The 24,289-nt window shown below is 33.7% G+C and carries 23 protein-coding genes and 1 pseudogene; 16 read left to right on the top strand and 8 right to left on the bottom strand.

The features are described 5' to 3' along the window. Nucleotides 1-383 precede the first annotated feature (383 nt). From HLX49_RS02710 to HLX49_RS02695, 4 genes are read left to right on the top strand one after another with little or no spacing between them, the layout of a single operon-like run. The gene (locus tag HLX49_RS02710) at nt 384-779 is read left to right on the top strand and encodes a GntR family transcriptional regulator (RefSeq protein WP_296360742.1); all 396 of its coding nucleotides are present in this window, start codon (nt 384-386) and stop codon (nt 777-779) included. Further along, the gene (locus tag HLX49_RS02705) at nt 772-1,461 is read left to right on the top strand and encodes an ATP-binding cassette domain-containing protein (RefSeq protein WP_296360741.1); all 690 of its coding nucleotides are present in this window, start codon (nt 772-774) and stop codon (nt 1,459-1,461) included. The genes HLX49_RS02710 and HLX49_RS02705 overlap by 8 nt, the downstream gene beginning before the upstream one ends. Further along, entirely contained in the window at nt 1,458-2,291 is an 834-nt protein-coding gene (locus HLX49_RS02700; protein ID WP_077706198.1) for a hypothetical protein, read from the top strand. Before HLX49_RS02705 ends, HLX49_RS02700 begins: the two co-directional genes overlap by 4 nt. 9 nt (nt 2,292-2,300) lie before the next feature. Beyond that, entirely contained in the window at nt 2,301-3,536 is a 1,236-nt protein-coding gene (locus HLX49_RS02695) for a hypothetical protein (protein ID WP_296360740.1), read from the top strand. A 121-nt stretch (nt 3,537-3,657) separates the two neighbouring features. Here the strand turns inward: HLX49_RS02695 and HLX49_RS02690 are convergent, their stop codons facing one another. Then, complete coding sequence (locus tag HLX49_RS02690) at nt 3,658-4,005, bottom strand: thioredoxin family protein (RefSeq protein ID WP_077706196.1); 348 nt, start codon at nt 4,003-4,005, stop codon at nt 3,658-3,660. Between the two features lie 268 nt (nt 4,006-4,273). After that, nucleotides 4,274-4,804, bottom strand: coding sequence for a CotY/CotZ family spore coat protein (locus HLX49_RS02685; protein WP_296360739.1), 531 nt, complete (start codon nt 4,802-4,804; stop codon nt 4,274-4,276). Nucleotides 4,805-5,582: 778 nt separating this feature from the next. Between HLX49_RS02685 and HLX49_RS02680 the strand changes: the two genes are divergently transcribed. The 3 genes from HLX49_RS02680 (at nt 5,583) to HLX49_RS02670 (ending at nt 6,858) form a co-directional block, all read left to right on the top strand. Next, nucleotides 5,583-5,942 (top strand): hypothetical protein, encoded by a 360-nt coding sequence (locus HLX49_RS02680; RefSeq protein ID WP_077706194.1) that lies wholly within the window; start codon nt 5,583-5,585, stop codon nt 5,940-5,942. A gap of 513 nt (nt 5,943-6,455) precedes the next feature. Continuing rightward, entirely contained in the window at nt 6,456-6,647 is a 192-nt protein-coding gene (locus tag HLX49_RS02675) for a DUF2642 domain-containing protein (protein ID WP_077706193.1), read from the top strand. A 13-nt stretch (nt 6,648-6,660) separates the two neighbouring features. After that, a complete protein-coding gene (locus tag HLX49_RS02670; RefSeq protein WP_077706192.1) occupies nt 6,661-6,858 on the top strand; it encodes a hypothetical protein in 198 nt (65 codons plus the stop codon). Nucleotides 6,859-7,714: 856 nt separating this feature from the next. Here the strand turns inward: HLX49_RS02670 and HLX49_RS02665 are convergent. Further along, a complete protein-coding gene (locus tag HLX49_RS02665) occupies nt 7,715-8,629 on the bottom strand; it encodes a Gfo/Idh/MocA family protein (protein ID WP_296360738.1) in 915 nt (304 codons plus the stop codon). Between the two features lie 173 nt (nt 8,630-8,802). Between HLX49_RS02665 and HLX49_RS02660 the strand changes: the two genes are divergently transcribed. The 3 genes and pseudogenes from HLX49_RS02660 (at nt 8,803) to HLX49_RS02650 (ending at nt 11,393) form a co-directional block, all read left to right on the top strand. After that, entirely contained in the window at nt 8,803-9,690 is an 888-nt protein-coding gene (locus HLX49_RS02660; protein WP_296360737.1) for a glycosyltransferase, read from the top strand. An 18-nt stretch (nt 9,691-9,708) separates the two neighbouring features. Continuing rightward, complete coding sequence (locus tag HLX49_RS02655) at nt 9,709-10,389, top strand: acyltransferase (RefSeq protein WP_296360736.1); 681 nt, start codon at nt 9,709-9,711, stop codon at nt 10,387-10,389. A 37-nt stretch (nt 10,390-10,426) separates the two neighbouring features. Then, nucleotides 10,427-11,393, top strand: a pseudogene (locus HLX49_RS02650) (D-glucuronyl C5-epimerase family protein). A 267-nt stretch (nt 11,394-11,660) separates the two neighbouring features. Here the strand turns inward: HLX49_RS02650 and wecB are convergent. Then, nucleotides 11,661-12,734, bottom strand: a complete 1,074-nt coding sequence (gene wecB / locus HLX49_RS02635; RefSeq protein ID WP_296360732.1) for a non-hydrolyzing UDP-N-acetylglucosamine 2-epimerase — start codon at nt 12,732-12,734, stop codon at nt 11,661-11,663. A 144-nt stretch (nt 12,735-12,878) separates the two neighbouring features. Between wecB and HLX49_RS02630 the strand changes: the two genes are divergently transcribed. Continuing rightward, nucleotides 12,879-14,093: a glycosyltransferase gene (locus HLX49_RS02630; protein ID WP_077706186.1), complete on the top strand. Its 1,215-nt coding sequence runs from the start codon at nt 12,879-12,881 to the stop codon at nt 14,091-14,093. 47 nt (nt 14,094-14,140) lie between these two features. Here HLX49_RS02630 and HLX49_RS02625 read toward each other — a convergent pair whose 3' ends face one another. Next, entirely contained in the window at nt 14,141-15,109 is a 969-nt protein-coding gene (locus HLX49_RS02625) for a dTDP-glucose 4,6-dehydratase (RefSeq protein ID WP_296360731.1), read from the bottom strand. 30 nt (nt 15,110-15,139) lie between these two features. Continuing rightward, on the bottom strand, nt 15,140-15,895 hold the full coding sequence (locus tag HLX49_RS02620) for an SDR family NAD(P)-dependent oxidoreductase (RefSeq protein WP_296360730.1): 756 nt from the start codon (nt 15,893-15,895) through the stop codon (nt 15,140-15,142). 143 nt (nt 15,896-16,038) lie between these two features. On the opposite strand from HLX49_RS02620, the gene HLX49_RS02615 reads away from it, so the two are divergent. The 5 genes from HLX49_RS02615 to HLX49_RS02595 all read left to right on the top strand — a co-directional run bounded on the left by HLX49_RS02615 (nt 16,039) and on the right by HLX49_RS02595 (nt 22,095). Further along, nucleotides 16,039-17,235, top strand: coding sequence for a glycosyltransferase family protein (locus HLX49_RS02615; protein ID WP_296360729.1), 1,197 nt, complete (start codon nt 16,039-16,041; stop codon nt 17,233-17,235). A 26-nt stretch (nt 17,236-17,261) separates the two neighbouring features. Further along, entirely contained in the window at nt 17,262-18,485 is a 1,224-nt protein-coding gene (locus HLX49_RS02610) for a glycosyltransferase (protein WP_296360728.1), read from the top strand. Nucleotides 18,486-18,532: 47 nt separating this feature from the next. Then, the gene (locus HLX49_RS02605; protein WP_296360727.1) at nt 18,533-19,537 is read left to right on the top strand and encodes a glycosyltransferase family 4 protein; all 1,005 of its coding nucleotides are present in this window, start codon (nt 18,533-18,535) and stop codon (nt 19,535-19,537) included. A 107-nt stretch (nt 19,538-19,644) separates the two neighbouring features. Beyond that, the gene (locus HLX49_RS02600) at nt 19,645-20,964 is read left to right on the top strand and encodes a nucleotide sugar dehydrogenase (RefSeq protein WP_296360726.1); all 1,320 of its coding nucleotides are present in this window, start codon (nt 19,645-19,647) and stop codon (nt 20,962-20,964) included. Nucleotides 20,965-20,970: 6 nt separating this feature from the next. Further along, nucleotides 20,971-22,095 (top strand): DegT/DnrJ/EryC1/StrS family aminotransferase, encoded by a 1,125-nt coding sequence (locus HLX49_RS02595; RefSeq protein ID WP_296360725.1) that lies wholly within the window; start codon nt 20,971-20,973, stop codon nt 22,093-22,095. Nucleotides 22,096-22,356: 261 nt separating this feature from the next. On the opposite strand, the gene HLX49_RS02590 is transcribed toward HLX49_RS02595, so the two are convergent. After that, nucleotides 22,357-23,640: a glycosyltransferase family 2 protein gene (locus tag HLX49_RS02590; RefSeq protein ID WP_296360724.1), complete on the bottom strand. Its 1,284-nt coding sequence runs from the start codon at nt 23,638-23,640 to the stop codon at nt 22,357-22,359. Between the two features lie 414 nt (nt 23,641-24,054). Continuing rightward, nucleotides 24,055-24,289, bottom strand: a 235-nt coding sequence (locus tag HLX49_RS02585) for a transposase (protein WP_367112717.1), incomplete at its 5' end; no start/stop codon positions are given.

Below are 24,289 nucleotides of genomic sequence, written 5' to 3'. Positions count from 1 at the left end.
GGTAATCATCTAATTCATTTTTATAAAAAGAGACAGCATTGACAAAAAAGTGTATGAAGCATATAATACAGCTTAGTATTGTATTATATGCTTCATACACTTATGATTACGCTTTGAGTTAAAACTAAAAAAGGTAGTAGACAAATCAGACAAAAGAAATTCACATATTAAGAAAAATCATCGTATTTTACCTATTGTTAACTGCTGTTCAGGTTCGTTCTATGTTAGTTATCCTATGTAGCGTTTTGTAGGTAAAAGTAAACAGGACCTTGAGGAAATTTGGGTAAGCGTAGTGTTTTTCATAAGCGAGTCATGATACATCAATTTTTTTGCCTTTAGTGTATTAATCACATAATACATCGATGAAATGAGGAGCTGTTGCTATGAAAATAAATTTTAATCGTAGGGAGCCTGTTTATGTGCAAGTGGTTCGTCATTTTAAGCAACAGATTGCGATGAATATGCTAGAACCGGGACAGGAAATCCCTTCACGTCGAGAGTTGGCAGGCGAATTAAAAATCAATCCAAATACGGTGCAACGTGCCTATAAGGAGATGGAGGAGCAAGGCTTGATTTATACAGAGCGAAATCTGCCAAGTAAGATAACACGTAATGAACAAGTGCTTCAAGTTGTGCTGGAAGAGTTAATTATGGATGCGGTGGATCAATTGGTTACAACTGTTCAATCTGTACAAGTGCCACTTGATGAAATTATCACCATTATAAAGGAAAAGTATGAGCAAGCAAATGCGGATAAGGGGGAAGAGCATAATGATTGAAGTGAACAATATTACGAAAAAATTTGGTCGTAAACAAGTGTTAAAAGGTGTAACCTTTACTGCTGAAAAAGGAGAAATAACGTGCTTAATCGGCATTAATGGTGTTGGAAAAACCACAATCTTAAATGCGATTATAGCTTTAACACCGATAAAAAAAGGAGAAATTTTGATTGATGGCGAAAAACTAAAGCCAAAAACTTTTAATCATATTACCTTTATCCCTGATGCGATTACGGTACTTCCGCAAATGACGATTACGGAATCGATGCAATTTATGAAAGATTACTATACGACATGGAATGAGGAGCGAGCACAGGAATTATTATCCTTTTTTAAATTAAATCCAGAAGACAAGATAGCTTCTTTATCCAAAGGAAATACAGCGAAAGCAAATTTACTGTTAGGACTTGCACTTGATGTCGATTATATCCTTATGGATGAGCCTTTCTCAGGGATTGATATGTTTAGTAGAGAACAAATTGCGAACGTGTTTACGAGTCATTTAATCGAAGACCGTGGTGTGATTATTACCACTCATGAAATTGGTGATATCGAGCATTTAATTGATAAAGTTGTATTGCTTGATGATGGTGTCGTGAAAAAGCAATTCTATACGGAAGAAGTTCGTGAGGCAGAAGGGAAATCGGTCATTGATGTGATGAGAGAGGAGTATCAAGGATGAAAAGCTATTTTCGCTTAACGGAATTTGAACTGGGCAGATTTTTTAAATTTTATCTCGTGCTTATTGGATTGACGATAGTTTCTCAAATAATTGGCGTGATCGCTGTATCTAAGGAGTATATGCAAGAGGCAAATGAAGCAATTTATCAAGATGGCTTATCGAAACAAGCATTTATGGACCAGCGTGGACTGATAAGCTTGCTAGACTGGACGAATTCCATTTGGTTTTTAGCGCCAATAGCACTTTGTGTTGTTACGTTGCTAATTTACATGTTTTTCATATGGTACCGGGATTGGTTAGGGAAAAATACCTTTATTTATCGCTTGTTGATGCTTCCGACGCAAAGAATACATTTGTTTTTTGCTAAAGCGACAACTATTTTCATCATGGTGCTCGGCTTAGTTGCTTTACAAGTGTTCCTTATCTATATCGCAGGAATTGTTTTAGAATGGATGGTTCCGAATGAGTTTATGCAAACGATGGGAGTATCAGAAGTGAGTGTTGCTTCACAATATGTAAACACGATATTACCAGCAACATTCACGGAGTTTGTACTATACTACGGTACTGGGTTAATGTTTGTCTGCATCTTTTTTACGGCAATTCTTATCGAGCGGAGTTATCGCTGGAAGGGTTTGCTATTTGCAATTGGGTACGTAGCAGTCGCAACGGCAGTATTTATGTCGTTAATCTTTCTAAGTATGGAATGGGGATTATTTTCTTTATATCCATTAGAATGGCTCATTTTGCAAATCATTATAGGAATAATAGTAACGGCAAGCTCCATATTCCTGAGCTACTATTTATTAACGAAGAAAATTACGGTGTAAGGGGGAAGAATGGTGGAACGATATTGGAAACTTATGTTTACTTCTTGTCTATTTGTTTTTGGCATTGGATTTTTCTACTTGCATGATACATTTGCTGAAAAAGAACTACCGGAATATACTTGGGAAAAACAGAAGGGAAATGAAGAGGTATTAGAAGATGTATTGGTGCAAGCTTATATCCAGGACGGTAGCTATATTGGGGAAACAATCCAGATTGCTGGAGAAAAAAGAAAGTACTTAAGCCAACTTAGCTTTTTAGAACGGCTAACTGGTGCAATGGATGATTTAAAAATCAAACAATTACAACAGAAATATCGCCAGTTTATGCGTGGGAAAGAGGAGAGTACGTATAACTTTTATGAAGATGAACGTATGCTGGCATATGCGAATGTGTCTTCGGAGTGGGATGGTAGCCAGTTTAAACAAAGTAACTTTGCCTTAGAAGTGGAAACAGTATCTAAGCGTGACGATGAAACAACCTCTTTTTTCATCAAACTTCCAAACCAAGGTCAGTATGATTACATGGATGTGGGAGAGGTAACAGTTTTGGGAGATAAGCTCTATGTTCTTACACAAAACGACATGTTAGTAGATGATGAAAGTCAAAGTGAAATGCGGCTATACACGATCGATCTTACAAATGAAAAACTAATTAGTGAACAAAGGTTATTTTCCGACAAGGAAGAAAACGTGAAAGGAGATCGAGAAGTAACTTTATTGCATGATACAGATGAACTTCAAGCAAGTAGCTATATAGCTGTTATGACTAGAAATTTAGACGAAGATGACCAGACAAAGCAACTTCGGCTATTTGATATAAAGAAACAGGCAGAATTGTCGGTTGATGTTTCAGAAAAAATGCTAGAACAAGAAGTGATAGCTGATATGAGGGCTCAAACGTTCTACTTTATTTACGAACAGAAAGGCAAACTAAGCGTGACGCCTTATCAAGTTGCCGAACAACAATTGGATGATCCAATTGAAATTCCCATTTCCGATGCTATCGACGTCAACACGATGAAGTATACGAAAATCATTCATGATAAGCTGTACCTCTTGTATGATATGAACAGCTACATGGGGGGAGAAGGCAATGCCCCACAAATAAAAGGTAACCCACCATTAATGTATGTTATTGACCTAAAAGATAAGGCTTTACGTTATGAAGGAGAATTAACACCGAACAATCAGACTGCGAAAAAGGCATCTATCATGATCGAAAATATGTATGAAAATGAACAATGAACGATAAAAAAGTATTGGCGAATTTGCACGTAGAAGTGTAGGGCGGTTACTCCACATCTAAAATACTGATTCCCTTATTTCAAGGACTGGAGATGTTTGCTGTAAGGATGTGGTTGGTGCTTTAATTAGCGCCAACCACATGGCTATAAATTTGTTCCAGTTTTTCCTGAAATAAATCCATATGCACAATTCTCGCTTCACGCAAATATTCTTTTCCTTCGACGAAAAGTAAGAGTACAGGAACGGTAAATACGGAGAATCTTCCAGCGACTTCTTCCACTTGTTCGGCTTTGATATGCGCCGTAGCAATTTCTGGGTAATATTCCATTAACGCCTCAACTTGTGGTAATAATCCGTGACACACACTACAGCCTTCGCGGGAAATATATAGAAAAGCGAGCTTGTTTTGTTCGATAAACGTATCAATGTCTGTTAAATTTGTTATGACAGTAAACGAATGTTCAGCCATTTGCTATCCCTCCTGACTTTAGCATACCATATTCGTAATTAGACTTCTTGATTTACGTTCTAGCTGGTGGAAGAACGATTCATTGTCTTATATCAAAAAATATGAAGGTTATTTATGATAGGAAGGGATATAAAGATGGAGCGAAAATAAGGGAATATAAAAGAATGTCGAGCTAATTTAGATGAGTATTGGGACAGGATTAAATACATAATTTTACGTTACTTGCATGCAGTAGGAGATGGAAAACAACACCCCTACTGCATGAATTTTACTTAGGAGGGATTGGAGTTATTGGATCAAGGCAGGTTATACCAATAAATTGATTAAGTTCCACTGTTAAACAAACTCCAGTAGCTATGAAATCAGTTATCTTCTTATCAATATGATCATCACAATAAGATCGTTTATCGAAAGATTGAGAAAACTTTTTATCCTTGATTGGTAATAAAAGTTCTAATCGAACACAACATTTGCTCCCTCTTAAGAATTTTTTTGCCCGGAAAAATGGGGATTCAATTTCTTTGAAGAATTTTTCGGAACAATGATTATGATGCTTAGTCATAAATCCTTTTCCAATAAACGGCTTGCAACTGCTGCGGCAGTAAAGCAAAAATGGAATAGTTGTATGCCTATTGAAAGAATTCTTGTGGTTTAATTGTTGAATTGATGCATAGCAGCTCGTATCACAAGTGTCCTTGTTTACTTTGTCTTGTGCATGAACAATGCTTTGAACTATATCGCATACACAATGTTCTCGATGTTTGGTGGAGTAGATATTATTTTGGTTAGAGCAACCCATCTCTTTTCACCTCGCTTACTTTAATTGTAATAAGCATTATGACTTCAAAATGTTTTTTATTATTTATCATCTGCAATAAAAACGGTGTGAAGTTTATAAGAAATGCTATAGTATAGCTTATGTATTTATTTTCATATAGCTTGTATTATTGTGTATTTTAAAAAAATCATTCAATTACCTTGTTTAATAATAAAGGAAGGCAAGAATTAATGTACTAGACTATAAAAAATGTATACATGCTGTAAGTAAAGTGCCGTTTCTGTTTAAATGTAAAAGCATACCATAGTATAAATCATACAAGCTTGTATTGATTTTCCCATGAAAAGTTTTCCTCTAAGAAATAGTTGTAATAGTTCTCCCCATATTCTAGACAGTTTCATTTATTAATTTAACTGTGGCATTAGTTCGACATGAAGTCGGGCTAATGTCTTTTTTTATTATAGGAAAGTAAATAATTTTATATTTTATTGTATAAGCAAAATTACGGATTTTGTCATAAAGAATTGGTGATTACCTAAGTTTTCTCACGTCATGTGCTCAAAAGAAGAAGAAGTCATGAAATGTTTAACACTGTTCATTTTAAAAATAACAATACGAGGAGATTATTTAATGTTATTTCATGAATCTATGCATCGTAATTACGGTTGTCAGGTTAGCACAGATTGTTTCGTTTTGGTAGTCAGTTTTATCAATTCCATGCTAAAAAGACGAATACCCTACCACACTTCTTTAAAATTCATATATTACTAATGTAAACTAAGAAAGGAGAGATGAGAAAATGAGTTGTAGTTCTAGACATCATGACTTTGACAGGAAAGAAGATTTCCGACGTTTAGAGGTGATTTTGAAGGATATTCTATTCCAACTTCAGAAGCAACAGCAAAAGCAATACCAGAATCAAGACCAAGATCAGTACCAAGATCAGTATCAAGGTCAGGCACAAAGTGATCGGACAAAATTTGAAAACATTGGAAATCCAAATGTAATCGTGAAAAATGAGGCAAATGCATTATCAATTGCAGCTATTGTGATTTTGTTAAGCTTCCTCAACGATTATAAAGACAATGTTGTAATTGATAAAGATGCTACTAGAGAAATTGTCAACATGCTAAAAGAACTTGACAATTCCTCTGAGTAAATAGTTCATTATCCTATCAGGGGCTAAATAGGCCCCTGATAAATTGGTTTATTATATTATATGTAGTTATCGTTTATGTGTGCTTGTATGCGTAAGTTGAAATTTACTAAAAAATAAATTTAAGTTTGCTATAAACATTGGTTTCAAAGAGAAATAGTTTAGATTTAATTGCTAAACAGCTATGAATAACAAGCTTGGTTGATTTTTATTTTTAGAAAAGATCAATATTTAGCTTTAATAACAAATACCCTAGCTTGAATCATTTGTGAAGACTTCGAATCTTACTAGAATAGGATTGGGTTTAAATTAAATTTTAAGCTAGTTGTAAAAGGTATATTACTTTTTCTGTGTCTTTAAAAAGTAATTATTATTTCTCAAAGATAGGAGACTATTAATTTTAAATGAGGTATATGGCATTGGTGGAAATAATGTCTTATTACAATTAAAGCCCTTACGGCTCCTTATATTTAGCATATGGTATATAGAAATATATTATAGAAAGGATGAATATAATTGTTAAATCCCTCCACGGTTAGAGAAGCATTATTAGAGTTATTAAGTCAAGATGTCCAAATTACTACTAATTTTGGAATGATAACTGGTACTGTTTCCCAAGTGAAAGATGATTATACGGTTATTACTGAAGTTACTAATGCTCAGGTGTTAGTACCAATTGATAAAATTGAACTTCTTAGTGAAGTATAAAGGGGGTATATAAATGTTTAGAAATAGTTTTGCTGCTGAGCTTAGGACACGTGTAGGTTCTAATGCAGAAATAGCTACAGATAGTAGTTTGACAGAAGGTGTTATTTTAAAGGTAACTTCACAATTAGTAATAGTAGAGGAGGATAGTGGTTATGGACCAGAAAAAGTATATATAGCTTTCAATTTCATCAATTTTGTACGCTTTTCTTAAAGATATGAAATGGTTTGTTAGTGATAGTTAGCGTTTTTATTGTTTTATTTTGTAAAAAAAGTACAATTTCTCTTTTCGAGGAATGGTACTTTTTTTAAATGATAGGTTTCTTGGAGATCTATATTTTATAAAAATAGTAACTTTAAGGAATATACATTTTTAAAAGGGTTCAATTAAACTATTTTGTATGAAAATTAGAATCGATTAGGATTATACAATATATCCAATGTTGCCCAGTAGGAATTATCTTGGAGGCGGAGTAGATGTCTTAAGCGCAAGGTTATATAAAAAAATGATAAATATTTCAGAAAAATGCACATCGTTTATTTGTGGATGTTTTAGCACACGGAACTTAGATATATAATGTTGTTATTTTAATTGAACAAAGGTAATAGGATAAATATGTAGAAAAATAAACAAACCAAAACAAAACGAAAAGGTCTGAATCCGATTTAATATCGAGTTCAGACCTTAATAACGGCTGTTTCGTAAGTTTATTTGCATAAATTATAAGGGTTGTATTTTATTTGTCGGTGATCAAAACGAATGAAGTGACTATCATTCTGTTAATAATGAAAGGGAAAAACTCTAAGAATTTAGTAAAAGGTTATATGCATGAATTGATTTATTAGGGCATATAATATATAGATACTAAGCCGATTTTATCCATAAACTGCTACAAGAATCAGATCTCGTTCAAGAAAAGGCGAATGAGTCTAAGGAGATAACAGTATTTCAATGCCCGTCTTTTTTGGTTGTACCCTTGAGAAGCGAACAATCAAGGGAGGAACAGGTAAAGTCTATTGATTGTAGGTGTATTTTATTAATAAATTCTATTAAATTTTCACTAATATTTTTATTTATGTTCCTTTTTGTAAATTTCCTCACTAATTTTATTAGTCATTAATAATGCTTTTATTCCTTTATTCCCTGATACAGAAGGTTCTTTTTTAAACCTAATACAATTTAAGAAATCAGTTAGTTGTACTTGTAATGGTTGAATAGAATCATCGACTGTAAGGGTTTTAGTAAAAATAGAGCTTTGTATTTTGATTTCTTTCTTTAATAAATTGGCTTCAATAAAAGCATCTTCAGTGAGGATTTGAATGGTTCTAACTTTATTTTGCGATTTAAAACTGGCAGAAAGCTGTATGATGATCTCCTTTGTAGATGCGGCAATTACAACTGCATGTTTAATTGTACCATCCATAATTTTTCCCAATGCTTGAATGTCTATGAATGTATCTTGAAGGATTTCTTGTAGAATATAAATATCATGAATCATTAGATCGTTCACAACATCGACATTTTCAAGCCTTTTATTATAGGGACCCATTCTTTGAAATTCAATACCAATTATTTTTTTATTTTTTATTAATTTTAGGAGTTCATGAATCAATGGATTAAAAAGTTCAATGTGGCCTACTTGAATGATGACTCCTGCTTTTGACGATTTATAAATTAAATCTTCTGCTTGTTCTACTGTACTAGTCATAGGTTTTTCTAATAACATGTGTACATTGTTTTGAATGCAAATTAAGCCAATATCATAGTGGAACTCCGTAGGGACAGCTATGCTTACAGCATCAACTTCTTTTAATAGGTAATTTAATGATGAAAACGGCTTTATATTATATTTTTTAGCAATTTTGTCTCTTTTAATTGTATCTTTATCATATATACCAATAAGCTGGCAGTGATCATACATGGATAAATACGTCCGTATATGATTTTCTCCCATATTACCAGTTCCAATTACACCAACTCTCATATTAAAGTCTCCTCACTTTGAATTCTAATTCTTTTATATCGTATGCATTAGATAGAAAGAGAGATAGACCGCTATAACAATAAATTACAAAATTGGCAATTGACTAAGTATATATTCTTGCTGGAGGGGGGAGTAAGATCAATTTACTCTTTATTGCAAAAGACACCTCAAAAATGATTAATAGAAATTATCATTATTTAGAACAAGAGCTAAAAAATTTGGTGAATTTGATGTTATGGAGAGAATCTGGACACATTGACTATATTATTAATCGACTAGACGTTAAACCGGATTTTATACTAATTTTAAATGATATGGATAGGAAAATGTCACCAATGATAAAAGGGCTTGCTCATATTCATATACCCACAGGATTATTTGTTAATGATGTTCACCGTTTTGTAAGTCTTAGACGAAATTTTATTGAAAAAAATAATATTACGTATTTATTTTCTGTGATCAGGGATAAATTTCTTCAAATATATCCTGAATATCAGAATAAAATGGAATGGTTTCCACATTTCGTTAATACAGAAATATATAAGAACTATGAGTTGAAAAAAGATATCAAGTTATTATTAATGGGTGCCGTAACGGATTTATATCCTTTAAGACAAAAGATCATAAAGGCGTATGAAGGAAACACTAATTTCATTTATCACAAGCATCCAGGTTATCAATATTTTAGAGAAAAAGATAACAATGAGGTAATAGGAGAGAATTATGCGAAAGAATTGAACAGATCAATCTTATTTTTTACTTGCCCATCTAAATTTAATTATCCAGTTATCAAATACTTTGAAGCGTTGGCTTGTAAAACTTTGTTATTAGCACCTACCTTTAAAGAACTAGAAGATATTGGTTTTATTCCTGATGTACATTTTATAGCAATAGATGAAAATAATTTTGCAGCAAAGGCAGATTATTTTTTATCGCATGAAGCGGAACGGAAACAAATAGTTGAACAAGGATATCAATTTGTTCATCAACATCATACTGTTCAACATAGAGCGCAACAGTTAGTCAAGATAATAAAAAGAAAACTAAAATATCCATTATAGAATGAGGAGGTTTTTTGCTTGTCTCATATATCGGACACCGCACAGTTTGGCGATAACGTTATCATCGAGGATGATGTCCATATTGGTGATAATGTGATAATAGGTCATAATTCTGTCATCTTACGAGGAACAAAGATTGGTAATAATGTAAGTACTGGCTGTAATTGCGTTCTTGGTATTAAGCCAACGGTTAATAAAAGAATGAGAAAAACTTCTAATCTTACCGAATTAGTAATTGAGAGTGGCACGCGAATTGGGCATCTAGTCTCTATTTATTCTAGTACACGAGTTGGTGAGAACGTATTTATTGGTGATCATGCAAGTATAAGAGAAAATACTGTAGTTGGAGATGAAACTGTTATTGGTCGAGCAGCAATAATTGAATTGAATACAAAAATTGGAAAATCATGTACTATCCAAACACAATCGTATGTGACAGGAGATACCGTAATAGAAGATAATGTATTTATTGGTCCCTGTGTATCCATGGCTAATGATAAATATATGGGAGCGCAGAGCTACAATTTAAAAGGCCCGTATATTAAACATGGAGCTAAAATTGGCAATAACGCATCACTATTGCCAGGGATAAAAATTGGAAAAGAAACAATAGTAGGCGCAGGTTCTGTTGTTACTAAGGATTTAGAAGATAGGATAGTTGCTGTTGGTGTTCCAGCAAAGAGAATAGATTTATCGTAATGCATGACTAAATTTAAGGTTGAAAAGAGTTGATGAAATGATAGAAGAACTTAAGGATATTAAAGTTTTGATGCACAATCAATACGAAGCAATTGGAAAGAAAATTGGTGAAGAATTTTTTATTCCTATAACTTTACTGGAAAAAGGATACGATTTAGAAAAAGAATGGTTAAACACTAAGAATACATTGAAGATTCACGTTACTAAAAAGCGTTTTTTAGCTATAGATCATTATGACTATCAAGGAAATTACTTACATTATGACAGGAACCGGGTAGAGAATTGGAATGTAGAATTTCATCATGGTATTCCTAAAACAGTCTACCCATATGGTAAATACTTTAATCCTTCTACAATTGCTCAATATGGGCTTCAACATTATAGTCTTTATTTAAAGACCAGAGATTTAGAAAGCAAACAAAAATTTTTAAGAGTAGCTGATTGGTTTGTGTCGCATCAAAATGCTTACGGAGGTTGGCCATATCAATTCGATCTTCATTATTATCCTAATCGTTTAAAAGAAAAGATCAAGGCCCCATGGTATTCTGCCATTGGTTTAGGAATGTCAATGTCTGTTTTAGTAAGAGCTACTGTGTTAACAAAGGATAGAAAATATGAGCGTTGCGCATTAAGAGCTACTCCTATTTTTAACATCCCCTCAGAAAAAATGGAATACTAGCTAAATTTGAAGGTAAATACATGTTTTACGAGGAATGTCCTACAGATCCACCTAGTTTTATTTTAAACGGTTTCATGTTTGCTTTAATTGGATTATATGATCTTTATAAACTAACTGGTGATATAGAAACAAAAAATTATATCAAGAAGGAATTATTTCACTAAAAAGAATGCTACCTTTATATGATTTGGGCTACTGTACAGCCTATGATTTAACGCAATATACAACGGATGGAGGGTATCCAAATGTAGCTAACTGGGGTTATCATATTACTCATATTCATTTATTAGCTGCTTTAAACTCGATAGAAAAGGACACAAAATAAACAAGGTATTACAAAGATGGAAAGGTTATTTAGAGGGGAAAAGATTTACTATATAGTTACAAATAAAGAAAAGGATGATATACGCACCTCTTATGTTTATGAATGGTGTTGAAATAGTATGGGATATATGTATTTCCAACAAGCCTCATCCGAACAAGTATGCACTTGTTCGGATGAGGTTAAAGTCATAATAGAAGCAAGCGTCTTTCATCGCTAGTTTTTGGTTATACGATGTGTAAACCACTCGTTGGAGAGGGATCATCGTCTTTAAAACGAATGGAGTAGGATATTATGAATCACGTGAGCAGTCCTTCCATCACCAAAAATGGAAGGAGAATATTGAGGGAGTTTAAGATGATTAACTTTATCTAATATTTGATTTGTTTTATATCCTGCAAGATGATTCCAACCGGTCTGTACAGTCTCCATCCATTCTGTTTCTTCTCTTAGCGTAATACATGGAATTCTGAGCATATATGCTTCTTTTTGTAAACCGCCCGAATCCGTTAAAATGGCTTTTGCTTGAGAAACTAATGCCAACATATCAAAATAATTTACGGGATCTATTGTCTTTATATGAGATGAAGTAATGAAATGATCAAGTTTAAAGTGTTGAATTTTATTTTTAGTTCTAGGATGTAACGGAAGAATGATTGTTTTATCTAGTCGTTGAAACGCTGTTAGTATTTGCTTTAAACGCTCAGGTTCATCCGAGTTTTCAGCCCGGTGAACAGTTGCAATAAAATAGTTACCAGCTGTAAGTGATAGATCATTTAGAATGGTTGATTGTTGAATTGCAGGATCTTTAAAGTGTATAACGGCATCGTACATGATATCTCCCGTTAAATAAACCTCTTTGTCAATGCCCTCCTGCTTTAGATTATGAATGGCAGTTTTCGATGGGCAAAATAATAAATGTGATAAATGGTCGGTAATGATTCTATTAATTTCTTCAGGCATTTTTTTATTGAAGCTACGTAAACCAGCTTCCACATGTGCTATCGGGATATGAATTTTTGATGCCGCAATGCTCCCTGCTAGTGTCGAATTCGTATCTCCATATACGATTACAATATCGGGTTGAACACTAAGCATAATCTTCTCTAATTCGAATAGCATTTTAGCGGTTTGCTCTCCATGAGAGCCAGAGCCTATACCTAAATAATAATCTGGTTTAGTAAGTTTTAATTGGTCAAAAAAGATGGTAGACATATTATGATCATAATGTTGACCTGTGTGTACCATAATTTCCTCTATCTTTGACTGTGCCTTGATTGCTTTAGACAGCATGGATGCTTTAATAAACTGAGGCCTTGCGCCCACAACAGTTAATATCTTCATTTTTTCTCCTTTCTATCTAAGGGTTACATTAGATGGTTATAAATATTTATATTCTACTAAACAATTGTTGCGCATGAACCGCAAAAATAAAAAATATAATAAAAAAAGAGTTGTTATTAAGAACAAAGGAAAGGGGCATGAAATATGTCTAGAAAAGTATGCATGCTTGTAGCAGAACACCCATTCTTAGATTCGAGAATTTTCAAACGTGAAGCCAAAAGCCTATTAAAATTGGGTTATGATGTAACACTAATTGTTCCTAGAAAAGATGGATATTTATTTGACATTGATGGTACACCTTTGAAAGATAAATTTACTTCTAAAACGTTTACTTATGAGGGAATTAAAATAGTTACTTACGATTTTGAAGAAAGCAGAGCACCATTAAGTAAAGTTGTAGCCCCTGTTTCTCAGTGGGAGAAAGGTTTTAATAACCCATTAACAGAGCTTGGGATACAACAAGATGCAGATATTTATCATGTTCATGAATATTTATCCCTTTTTGCTGGAATAGGTGTGAAAAGATTATTGAAACAAAGAAATAAAAAAGTAAAATTAATCTACGACAGTCATGAATTAACTCCGGATCCCTTTGATTCGAGAAATCACGTAAATCACCGCAATAACTTGAAAGAAAAGCTACTGGTTATGCTGAAGGAAGTAGATCAAATCATTACTATTTCCCATTCCATAAAATCATGGTTCCTTTCTCAAGACCCCACATTTTCTGTAGAGGTCATTTATAATTCACATCCATTAGCTAAAAACTATCAAACCAAAGAATTTACTGGAAAGGGACTCATAGCTTGTTATGAAGGTAATATTGATTATAAAAGAGGTAGTAAAAATAAAATTATACAGATTACTGAACAATGCGCCACTTCCATCGATTTTCAATTCAAGATTATAGGTGGAACAAGGTTTGGTGAAACATTTGAACTCCCTAATCATTTAAGCGATAAAATTAAGTTAACTGGATGGGTGGACTATTATTCTATTTCACAGCATATGAAAGACGTAGAAATAGGTTGGATCGATTATGAAGAGTTAAATACTTCGCTTAATCGTTCTTATGCGATGCCAAATAAGTTTTTCAGCTTTTTAAATAATGGTGTTCCGATTGTAGTAAACCAATGCCATGAGATGGAATCTTTTCTACGGACTCATCGTTGTGGATTAGTGATTAATAAAAAACATGCTACAGCTTCAGACTATGCAGAAGCTATGCTGTATTTAGCCAGCAATAAGAAAATGTTGAAACAAATGAGCTTAAACGCTAGAAAAGTAATGGAAGAAATCTATTGCTGGGAGAAAATGGAGAACAGACTAAAGAATGTGTACCATCGCTTAATCCCGTAATTAACATCATCGTTTCTGTTCTCTCTTTGTCATGCGTTCATAAGAATTTACTTTGTGGCATGGCGTTTCACCCAATTTATCGTCGAGGCAATTCCATCCTTGAAGTCGGTTTTATTATAAGTGCCAATTAATTTCCGCAATTTTTCTACGGAGCCTCTATGACTAGTAACATCAGATGTTCTATTTGGCTTTTTTAGGACTTCACCATTATAATTCATTTCATCAATGATTGTTTCAATGATATATTGAATGGATAACTGTTGATCAGTCGTAATGTTTACAGTATCTCCCGAAGGAATCAACGGATACAATTTAACTACCATATCAACAGTATCTTTTACATAAATATAGTCTCTTGTTTGTTGACCAGTGCCATGTATCTCTGGAGTTTCATCAGCTAGTATTTTTTTAATTGTAGTGGGAATAACACCAGCTAAAGGTCCTGTGAAGCTTTGTCTAGGTCCGTAGTTATTAAAAGGTCGAACGATAAAAGCATCTAAATTAAACATTTTCACATAAGACGTTAACATTAAATCAGCAGCAGCTTTACCTGCAGCATAAGTCGTTGTCGGATCTAATGGATGATTTTCATCCATCGGCTGGTATTGAGAAGAACCATATGCTTCTGATGATGAGAAATGACAAAGTGTGTGAAATAGCTCTTTACGCTGTAATTCTAATAAATTCTTTAAGACAATAACGTTTGTTAAAAAAGCATCAGCTGGGTTCATAAATGAATAGTTCAATGCTTTGGTTGCACAATTAAAAACAATGTCGATAGTATGCTTTTCCAAAATGTAGTTTAAAGCTTCTTGATTTTCGGCATTATCGATGTAAAATATTGCATTCTTCGCTAATGCGGATGTTAGGTTATTTTGAGTACCAGTAAAAAGATTATCAATAATAATGATTTCTTTAGCTTTTTCTTCTAATAAATGATCTACTAAATGACTTCCAATAAAACCGGCTCCGCCAACAATTAAAATGGTACTGTTCTCCAGTGATAGACGTTTCATATTTGCCACTTCCCTTCTCGTATTTCCATGTTAATAGTTCATTCGTGATTGCCCGCCATCTACGCTGATTGTAGAACCAACAATCCAAGCAGCTTTATTCGATGCCAGAAACACAGCAATATTACCAACTTCCTCTGGCTTACCAAGTCTCCCTGCAGGTATGTTAGATTTAGCGTAATTATCTAAAAAATCAGGATCATTTTTTATTCGACGTGTCCACTCCTTATTTGGGTGGAAGATAGCACCAGGGGCAATACCGACGACCCGAATATTATACTTTATTACTTCAGAGCTGAAAGATTTTGTAAAACTATTTAAAGCGGCTTTTGAAGCGTTATAAGCCGGTACACCACCTGCTTCCTTGCCGTAAATAGAGGAAATGTTTATAATTACTCCTTCTCCTTGTGTTATCATGTGCTGACTTACTAATTGACTTAAGTGAACGGCAGCGATAAAGTTGAGGTTCATCGTTTTGTGAAAAAGAATGGGGGATGTTTCTGAGACAGTTTTTCCATAGCTAGCCCCTGCATTATTAATGAGGATATCTATCCCATTGAAATCGTTTATAAAATCAGTAATTAATTGTTCTCTTTGGTAAACATTTGTGAGATCATTCGTGTAAATTCTCACATCCAGTTCTTTGCTTACTTCTTCGAGTTCATATTTTGTTCTAGCTACAATTCCGACGTCAGCACCTTCTTTTAAGAAGGATGCAGCTATTGCTTTACCAATTCCTCTTGAACCGCCAGTAACAAGTACTTTCTTCCCCTTTAATTGTAAATCCATAAGCTATCCTCCAATTTCTCATATAGCCGTAAAAAAATAATGCAATGAGAATGCATTCAATTATATGTATGAATTTTTTAGTTTGGTTGTTAATACTTTATAGTAATAGAGAAAAATTCTGTTCAAGAAATGAGGGGTTAAAATTGAAACGAAAGGTGTGCATGCTCCTATGTTACCTTCCCTTTCTGGATTCCCGTATATTTGAATGTGAGGCCAAAAGTCTCGTAAAGCATGGTTATGATGTTACCATCCTTGCACCACGGAAAAATGGTTTTTTATTTTATATTGATGGAAAACCTTTTTCCAATCAATTTCGTGATGAAATTTTTCATTATCACGGTATTAAGGTCATTGCCTATGATAGTGAAAAGCGATCTTCTGACTATTTAGTCGATCCGCTTTTTCAACTGGGACTGAAAGAGGAGGCGGATTTTTATCATGCTCATGAACTGAATTCTTTTTCATATGGGAAAGAAATAAAGCGTGTTTTAAAAGAACAGCAAAATAAAGAAGTTAAATTAATCTATGATAGTAGACAAATAACTCCTGATCCAATGTCTTCAAAAATAAATGCTGAAACAAAACAAAATTGGATGAAGATGCTCCAAGAAAATATTAAAGAGGTTGACTATATTATTACAGTATCTAATTCGATTAAAGCCTGGTATCTAGCTATAAATCCATTATTGCCTGTAGAAGTCATCTATAATGCTCCTCCATTAACACCAACTATCAAGGAGAAAAGTACCTCTGATGACTCGTTTGTGATAGCACATGAGGGGAATATATCAAAAGAAACTTTTGAGAAAATAAAAGCGATTACCAGTGATTATAATGGAAAGAAAGGTATTCAATTTAAAATCATTGGCGGTTCAAGATACGGGAATGAGATGCTTTTAACCCCGAATCACTTACAATCTAGAATAAAACTAACAGGGTGGGTGGACTACCAAACTTTGTCATTGGCTATGTCAGATGTGGATATTGGTTTCATCGATCTAGATCCTTCCAGTTCGCTGAATAATGCCTTTAGCATGCCTCATAAGCTGTTCAGTTTTTTAAATAATGGAATCCCTGTTGTAGCCAACAAATGTAGTGATTTAGAGAAGTTTATCAAAACGCATCACTGCGGGGTTGTCATTGATAAGTTAACACCAAGCTCTTTAGATTATATAGAAGCGATAAAATATGTGGAACAGCACCCGGATGAATGGGAGACAATGAGAAAAAATGCTAGAAAGGTAATGGAGGCTACTTACAGCTGGGAACATATGGAAAATAGATTGTTGTCAGTTTATCAATCCTTAGATGCCAATTCATTGCCATATTTACTGTCTTAGCAGATAGCTACTATTTCTGGGGGTGTATGATGCAGGTAGATGTTTGTTTTTTAGTAACGGAGCATCCTTTTTTAGACGCTCGTATTTTTAAAAAGGAAGCCAAAAGTTTGGTGGCACGAGGATATCGAGTAACGATGATTGTACCTAGAATAAACGGCTATCTTTTTGATATTGACGGTGGTATGTTTACGGAAAGCTTTCTAGAACCTACGTTTTATCATGAAGGTGTAAAAATAATCACATATGAGCAGATATTTTTTGAAAAAAATATTAAAACATTGGATCACAATCTTCAGTCGAAAAAGACACACAGGTTTATAGATATGTTAACACAACTTGGAATAGAGCAGAATGCGGACATTTATCATGCCCACGAGTTTTGTTCTCTTTATTCTGGCGTCATTATCAAACGCACCCTATTGTTAGAGGGAAAATCGTGTAAGTTAATCTATGATAGCCATGAATTAGACCCTGACCCTTTGATAGAGCAACCAATACAAGTGTTAAAAATAAAAAATCGCATGCTGAAAATAATGGTAAAAGAGATAGATTACTTGATTACTGTATCTGAATCTATTAAGGAGTGGCATTTGTCTTTGAATGCTAGTCTTCCCGTAGAAATTATTTATAATTCTCCACCGCTTACTCATGAATATGTGCCAAAAAGAAGGTCGAATTCTGAATTAACGATTGTGTATGAAGGTACCCTAGGTAAGAAAAGAGGTAGCTTTGACAAATTTATTCAAATGTTGGAGTTAGCTAATAAACAAAGGACTATACACGCTAAAATCATTGGAGGTTGGAAGAAAACTAACTATGATGTTGAGCTTCCCGACCTTACCAATATAAGTGAATATATCCAATTTACTGGCTGGTTGGATTTGAATTGTATACCAGAAGCGATGAAAGATGTAGATATAGGGTGGATTGATTTGGATGCAAAACACTCCTTGAATAATGATTTTGCCATGCCAAATAAATTCTTTAGTTATTTAAATAATGGCATCCCTGTTTTAGTAAATCAATGTAAAGATATGATGGAATTTATTCAAACCTATAACTGTGGTTATGTCGTTCCCAAAAAAAGGGCTACTGCAGAGGATTATGCAGAAGCCTTAGTCAGCTTAGCTAATAATAAGCTTGATAAAATGAGTTACAAAGCACGTGGAATCATGGAGGCTATGTTTAGCTGGGAGCATATGGAAATTAGGCTCAGGAAGGTTTATGAGCAATTAACGAATGACTTTTGAATAATAAAGCGTGGATTAAATGTTACGAAGCTGAAAGGGGAATGTTTATGAGAGTTTTACACTTGCCTTATGGTGCTCCTATGATTGAATTATGTCGGGGATTACGAGACAAAGGGATAGAAGCAACAGCATGTCACTTTAGTGATAACAGATATAAATTCCAACCGGATATTTGCCTTCATTTAAACTCCTATCCACCTAATGAAAGAGAAGAAAAAGTTACCGAATTCTTCTACGAGGCGATACAAACTTACCACATTTTTCACTTTCATTTTGGAGAAACTTTTTTTCCTGACAAAAGGGATTTAGCTATTTTAAAACAAGCTGGAAAGAAAATGGTTGTTCATCACCATGGTTCGGATGTTCGATTGTTATCCGTTGCAAAGCGTTTCAATCCATATGTCCGTGTTAAACCTGAATGGACGGAAGAAAAAATAAATAACAATTTAGCGACATTATCATCTTATATGGACCATGCCATCGTTCAAGACCCTGAATTGCAAGAATATACCTCACACGTCTATAAACATACCCATGTAATTCCTCATGCCATTAACATCCGTGAATTTAAGCCCATCTATCCAGATGTAAATAATAGATCACCACTCGTGGTGCATGCTCCTACATCGCGTAATCTTAAAGGAACAGAATTTATATTACATGCTGTGGATGAATTAAAGCAATTGGGAATATCTTTTCAGTTTAAATTACTGGAAGGATTGACATATGAAGAGACGAAGGATTTGTTGTCTCAATCAGATATTGTTATAGATCAATTAAGAATTGGGGCTAGTGGATATATTAGTTCAGAAGCTATGGCACTTGGAAAGCCCGTTATATGCTATATAAGGGAGGATCTAACGGAAAAGTATCCTGGGGAAATTCCAGTTGTAAACGCAACCCCCTCTACGATTACTAACGTATTAAAGAAACTCATTCAAAGTCCTGATAGATGGGTGGAAATTGGAAAAAAGGGGAGAGAATATATTGAAACATATCATGATTCGCGAATTGTTGCTAATCGCTATCTTGAAGTTTACAACCAATTATAATTACAGGAAAAGCTTGAATTTGTAATCCTATTGCTAATGTCCAATCATTTTATAATTGTATTCGTATAGTATATTATCTTTCTTTGTAGAAATGAAGGTGAATCGTAATGATAAATCAAGAGGAGACATTAGCGAATGTAACTGTAGTGGGGCTTGGTAAAATTGGACTAACGTTGGCTGCAGTATTTGCAAATAATCATTTTAATGTCTATGGCTCCGATATTAATGAAGATGTTGTAGCTACCATTAATCAAGGCAAATCTCATATTACAAATGAACCTGGATTAGATCAATTGGTTGCTGCTGCTTATAACAGTAAAACATTGTCAGCAACTACAGAGACAGCTGAAGCCGTTGCCAAATCGAATATAGTGATTGTGATTGTTCCCGTACTAATCGATAATCAATACAATGTAGATTATCAATTTATAGATGCTGCCGTTAAAGAAATAGCTAGAGGAATGAAAGAAGATACGTTAGTCATTTTTGAAACAACTATTCCTCCTGGTGATACACAATATCGGTTTGGAAAAAAGCTTCAAGAACTATCCGGGTTACGCTTAGGAGAAGAATTCTACCTCGCTTATAGTCCGGAAAGAGTTTATTCTAATCGAATAATAGAAGATTTAAAAAAATATCCAAAGATAGTTGGCGGAATCAATGAGAAGAGTCGGGAATTAGCTGTAGATTTCTATAAAAAAGCATTAAATTGTAAGCTAATTGAAGTGAGTTCATTAGAAACAGCAGAGTTTTCTAAAGTTGCAGAATGTGTGTACAGGGATGTAAATATTGCCCTTGCAAATGAGCTTGCAAAGTTTACGGAAAAAATCGGTGTAAATATGTCTGAAGTAAGGAAAGCCAGTAATAGTCAGCCTTATTCCTATTTACATGAGCCTGGAATTGGCGTTGGAGGACATTGTATTCCAATATACCCGTATTTTTTTATTAATAAAGGTTTGACAAAAGGGATAACTCCAATGGCTCGCAAGATTAATGATAGCATGGCTGATTATGCAATTAATAAGGTGGAAGAGGAAGTTGGAAGTTTAAAAGACAAAAATGTTCTTATCCTTGGTTTAGCATACAGGGAAAATGTAAAGGAACCAACCAAATCTACCACATTACTTTTAATTGATCGATTAATCAAATTAAGAGCAAATGTGTTCGTAAATGATCCTTTATTTACAAATAGTGAAATAAAACAATATGATGTTTCTCCTTTATCTTTACAGAGTGAATTCACTTCAAAAATGGATGCGGTAATTCTTCAAGCCTTTCATAAAGCGTATGCGAGTTTAGATTTCAAAAAATTTATAAGCTGTAGGATTATTTTAGATGGACGAAATAAATTAAATAAAAATGAGATTCAAAGGCTTGGAATTACTTATAGAAGTATAGGTAACGATGATATAAAGGAGAGGCTGTGAGTTATTATGTCTAACGATAAATTAACTCCTATTCCAATGGTAGATTTAAAGGAAGAGTTAGATTTAATAAGAAAATTAATTATACAGGAATTAACTGACGTACTTGATAGTGGTATATATATATTAGGAGAAAAAGGAGAAAAATTAGAAAGGGAAGTAGCTCATTATGTGGGAGCAAGCTATGCAGCTGGGGTAGCAAATGGAACGGATGCCTTAGAGTTATCCCTTCAAGCTTTAAATATTGGATATGGGGATGAAGTGATTACTACTCCATTTACTTTTTTTGCTACTGCAGAGGCCATTGCAAGAGTTGGCGCGACCCCTGTTTTTGTAGATATTGAAGAAGAAACGTACAATATAGATCCTATAAAAGTTGAAAAAGCGCTAACTAAAAAAACAAAAGGTATTATCGTAGTTCATTTATATGGTCAAGTTGCTAAAATGGAAGAAATTATGGATATTGCTAAAAAAAATGATTTAAAAGTTATTGAAGATGCGTGTCAAGCGCTAGGAGCAGAATATAATGGGGAAAAAGCAGGGGCAATTGGTGATATCGGTTGTTTCTCCTTTTTTCCTTCCAAAAATCTCGGCGCTTTTGGTGATGCTGGGATGGTAACTACGAATCAAAGAAACTTATATGAACAGATTTGCCGACTTAGGAATCATGGAAGTAAAACAAAATATTATCATTCAACAATTGGTATGAATAGTAGGCTTGATGAATTTCAGGCTGCAACCTTATTAGTTAAACTAAAATATTTAGATATTTTTTTGCATCAGCGAAAGGAAGTCGCAAGGAGATATACAGACAGCTTTCATAATCTAATAAAAAGTCCAACTATACCAGAAAATAAAGCGCATACCTTTCACCAATATTGTATTGAATTAGATAAGAGAGACGAACTTGCTCTAGATTTAAAAAATAATGGAATTGCTTCTTCTATTTATTACCCGATTCCTTTACATTTGCAGGCCGCTTTTGATTATCTAAAATATAAAGCAGGAGATTTGCCAGTTGCAGAAAAAGCCGCCAAAAGAACGCTTGCTCTGCCAATTTATCCAATGCTATCTATTCAAAAGCAAATGTATGTGATTTCAACAGTATTAGATTTTTTAAATCGAAAACCTTAAATAAAATAATTTTGTTCCCATAAAGATAACATGTAACCTATTATCTTTATGGGAATTTTTATTTTTTACCCATGAAGGGAGTATACTAAGATAATTGAAAAGGAAACATGGATCATTCCATTTTTGGTTAGGAAAGGAAGGTGTAAATCTTGTTGCGAATGGCGAAGTAAGTAACGTTGACTACCTGACTAGTCCTAAACCTATTCAGTTCACCATAAAGTTATGAGATAACTCTAAATAGTTATTTTAACTTCTGCTTGTTTACAGATCTATATGATTCAAATACTCACTCCATTTACTACGGTTTATTGTGGTAATACTTTCTTGATGTTCTCTAATATTATAGATAGTGAAATTGCTGTAATTTATTTTAGAGTGCTTTATTAATTGCAATAGCGTACTTACATCTTCATACAGTCTGCCATTTTCAAAGTCATTGATTAGAAAGCCACCTGTACTTTTTAAAGTAGAGGTTCGATATATTCTTGGTCCAAGAGGAAAAGAATAGGTTAGCAATTCAGCAGGCCTGTGAATTTGTTTCCCTTTTTTAATTCCTTTGAAAAAAACCTCATCATTTATTTGTTTCCATCTTCTAAAATTACCATAGAGTAAAGACGAATTTTCAGGAAGCTCTAATAGGTGCTTCTTTATCATGGCTACTGCATTCGGATCAAGCCAATCATCTGCATCAAGCTCTAAGATGAATTCTGATGTAACATGGGGGAGTAGCGTATTAAGAGCTTTCGCCTTCCCTTCATTTTTTTTAGTAATTAATTTCACCTGTTTATTTCTATCCCATTGTAATAGTTTTTTTAAGGAGTAATCTGTCGATCCATCATCGATAATTAGTATTTGATCAAATGGCATGTTTTGTAATAGACAGGAAGCAACTGCGATATCCACATATTTTTCCATATTATAATTGGATATGAGTACAGATAGAGAGGGGCTGGTCAGATTTTCTTTTTTAAATTGATATTTTTGCGCTATCATATATTTTGCGCTTGTAGTAGTGTTTCTTGTTTCCACTGATGGATTAATGAGATTTTCTATAGTTAATTGACTTGATTTATCTAAATTTGCGAGCCAAGCAGGTAAAAATGCTTCATTAAATGGGGGGTGGATGTTGGTGAAACCTCCTATTTTTTTTATATATTTACTTAAAGCTAAAAGTGGCAGGTAAATAGCATGATTTCTGAAACGATACCCAGTTGTTAATACAGTCTTTGGTTGTTCTAGCTGAAGCATTTCTGAGTTTACAGAAGCGGATAAACAATGTGTATGAGAAAGGAATAAAACATAACGGTTATTTGTCTGATCCATTATATTATCTAATGTATGTGCTAATTCATTGTTTTTACTAGTAATAAAGCATATATCGTTTAACCAATCATTCACCTGATTTTTGTTAAGAGTTATATTTGTAGCTTGTATGACGATAACGGAACTTATTCTTGCTTGGAGTTTTCGCAAAGACACTAACATTTGTTGAAGTACTTTTTGGCTGAAAGGGAAAATAATGATAACTGAAATATCTTTCAACATATAAACCTCCGTCTCTATAATAAAAAGGTCGTAACTTTAACAGATATTGTCGGCATTTACAGTTACAGAGATATAAAATAGTTACTCCTGATTTTAGATACAAGTTATAGCAGTATATGCTTTTTGAATAATGTAAGTGAAGGGGATTAGCTGCTAGCAAAGATACTAGTTAATCAGGTTTTATTAACTCGGAAGATTCTGCGGAAATAAGTTATAAATGTATCTGATTTACATTTTTAAATACGATAAAAGTTACATAAACATGATTTAAACTATGTAGTTTTCGCCACGATTCATAGCTTCTCATTTGATGTTACTATTTGATTTTTCTTTTCAGCATAGTAAACTTCAATTGCTATGAAATTTCTCTTTTCGTGTTATGGAAAGTCTTTGTTTTTCTTATATTTTGATTTGTCAAATTAAGCGAGACAACATGCTTTTATCAAAATCCTGACCGACATAATCTATGAAACACGCCATTGGTGTTTTGTATTTCAATGATTTCCTTGGTATGTTATTCCTTCGGAGTGCAACCTCAGAAATATACTCTTGTGACACAGGATTAAAGTCCATTTCTTTTGGTAGCCCATTCTTTCTCAGAAGACCGTTGGAATGCTCATTTAGCCCCCTTTGGGATGGCGTTCCAGGA

Origin of the sequence: Virgibacillus sp. (genome assembly GCF_013393565.1) — a bacterium.
Classification (GTDB): domain Bacteria; phylum Bacillota; class Bacilli; order Bacillales; family Amphibacillaceae; genus Virgibacillus; species Virgibacillus dokdonensis.
Note: the sequence above shows the minus strand (reverse complement) of the source record. Positions and strands in the feature narration are given on the sequence as shown.

What these genes read in the sequence shown, in the direction of transcription:
- HLX49_RS02710 (WP_296360742.1), top strand. Translation starts at nt 384, where the DNA reads ATGAAAATAAATTTTAATCGTAGGGAGCCTGTTTATGTGCAAGTGGTT.
- HLX49_RS02705 (WP_296360741.1), top strand. Translation starts at nt 772, where the DNA reads ATGATTGAAGTGAACAATATTACGAAAAAATTTGGTCGTAAACAAGTG.
- HLX49_RS02700 (WP_077706198.1), top strand. Translation starts at nt 1,458, where the DNA reads ATGAAAAGCTATTTTCGCTTAACGGAATTTGAACTGGGCAGATTTTTT.
- HLX49_RS02695 (WP_296360740.1), top strand. Translation starts at nt 2,301, where the DNA reads ATGGTGGAACGATATTGGAAACTTATGTTTACTTCTTGTCTATTTGTT.
- HLX49_RS02690 (WP_077706196.1), bottom strand. Translation starts at nt 4,005, where the DNA reads ATGGCTGAACATTCGTTTACTGTCATAACAAATTTAACAGACATTGAT.
- HLX49_RS02685 (WP_296360739.1), bottom strand. Translation starts at nt 4,804, where the DNA reads ATGGGTTGCTCTAACCAAAATAATATCTACTCCACCAAACATCGAGAA.
- HLX49_RS02680 (WP_077706194.1), top strand. Translation starts at nt 5,583, where the DNA reads ATGAGTTGTAGTTCTAGACATCATGACTTTGACAGGAAAGAAGATTTC.
- HLX49_RS02670 (WP_077706192.1), top strand. Translation starts at nt 6,661, where the DNA reads ATGTTTAGAAATAGTTTTGCTGCTGAGCTTAGGACACGTGTAGGTTCT.
- HLX49_RS02665 (WP_296360738.1), bottom strand. Translation starts at nt 8,629, where the DNA reads ATGAGAGTTGGTGTAATTGGAACTGGTAATATGGGAGAAAATCATATA.
- HLX49_RS02660 (WP_296360737.1), top strand. Translation starts at nt 8,803, where the DNA reads ATGATTAATAGAAATTATCATTATTTAGAACAAGAGCTAAAAAATTTG.
- wecB (WP_296360732.1), bottom strand. Translation starts at nt 12,734, where the DNA reads ATGAAGATATTAACTGTTGTGGGCGCAAGGCCTCAGTTTATTAAAGCA.
- HLX49_RS02630 (WP_077706186.1), top strand. Translation starts at nt 12,879, where the DNA reads ATGTCTAGAAAAGTATGCATGCTTGTAGCAGAACACCCATTCTTAGAT.
- HLX49_RS02625 (WP_296360731.1), bottom strand. Translation starts at nt 15,109, where the DNA reads ATGAAACGTCTATCACTGGAGAACAGTACCATTTTAATTGTTGGCGGA.
- HLX49_RS02620 (WP_296360730.1), bottom strand. Translation starts at nt 15,895, where the DNA reads ATGGATTTACAATTAAAGGGGAAGAAAGTACTTGTTACTGGCGGTTCA.
- HLX49_RS02610 (WP_296360728.1), top strand. Translation starts at nt 17,262, where the DNA reads ATGATGCAGGTAGATGTTTGTTTTTTAGTAACGGAGCATCCTTTTTTA.
- HLX49_RS02605 (WP_296360727.1), top strand. Translation starts at nt 18,533, where the DNA reads ATGAGAGTTTTACACTTGCCTTATGGTGCTCCTATGATTGAATTATGT.
- HLX49_RS02600 (WP_296360726.1), top strand. Translation starts at nt 19,645, where the DNA reads ATGATAAATCAAGAGGAGACATTAGCGAATGTAACTGTAGTGGGGCTT.
- HLX49_RS02595 (WP_296360725.1), top strand. Translation starts at nt 20,971, where the DNA reads ATGTCTAACGATAAATTAACTCCTATTCCAATGGTAGATTTAAAGGAA.
- HLX49_RS02590 (WP_296360724.1), bottom strand. Translation starts at nt 23,640, where the DNA reads ATGTTGAAAGATATTTCAGTTATCATTATTTTCCCTTTCAGCCAAAAA.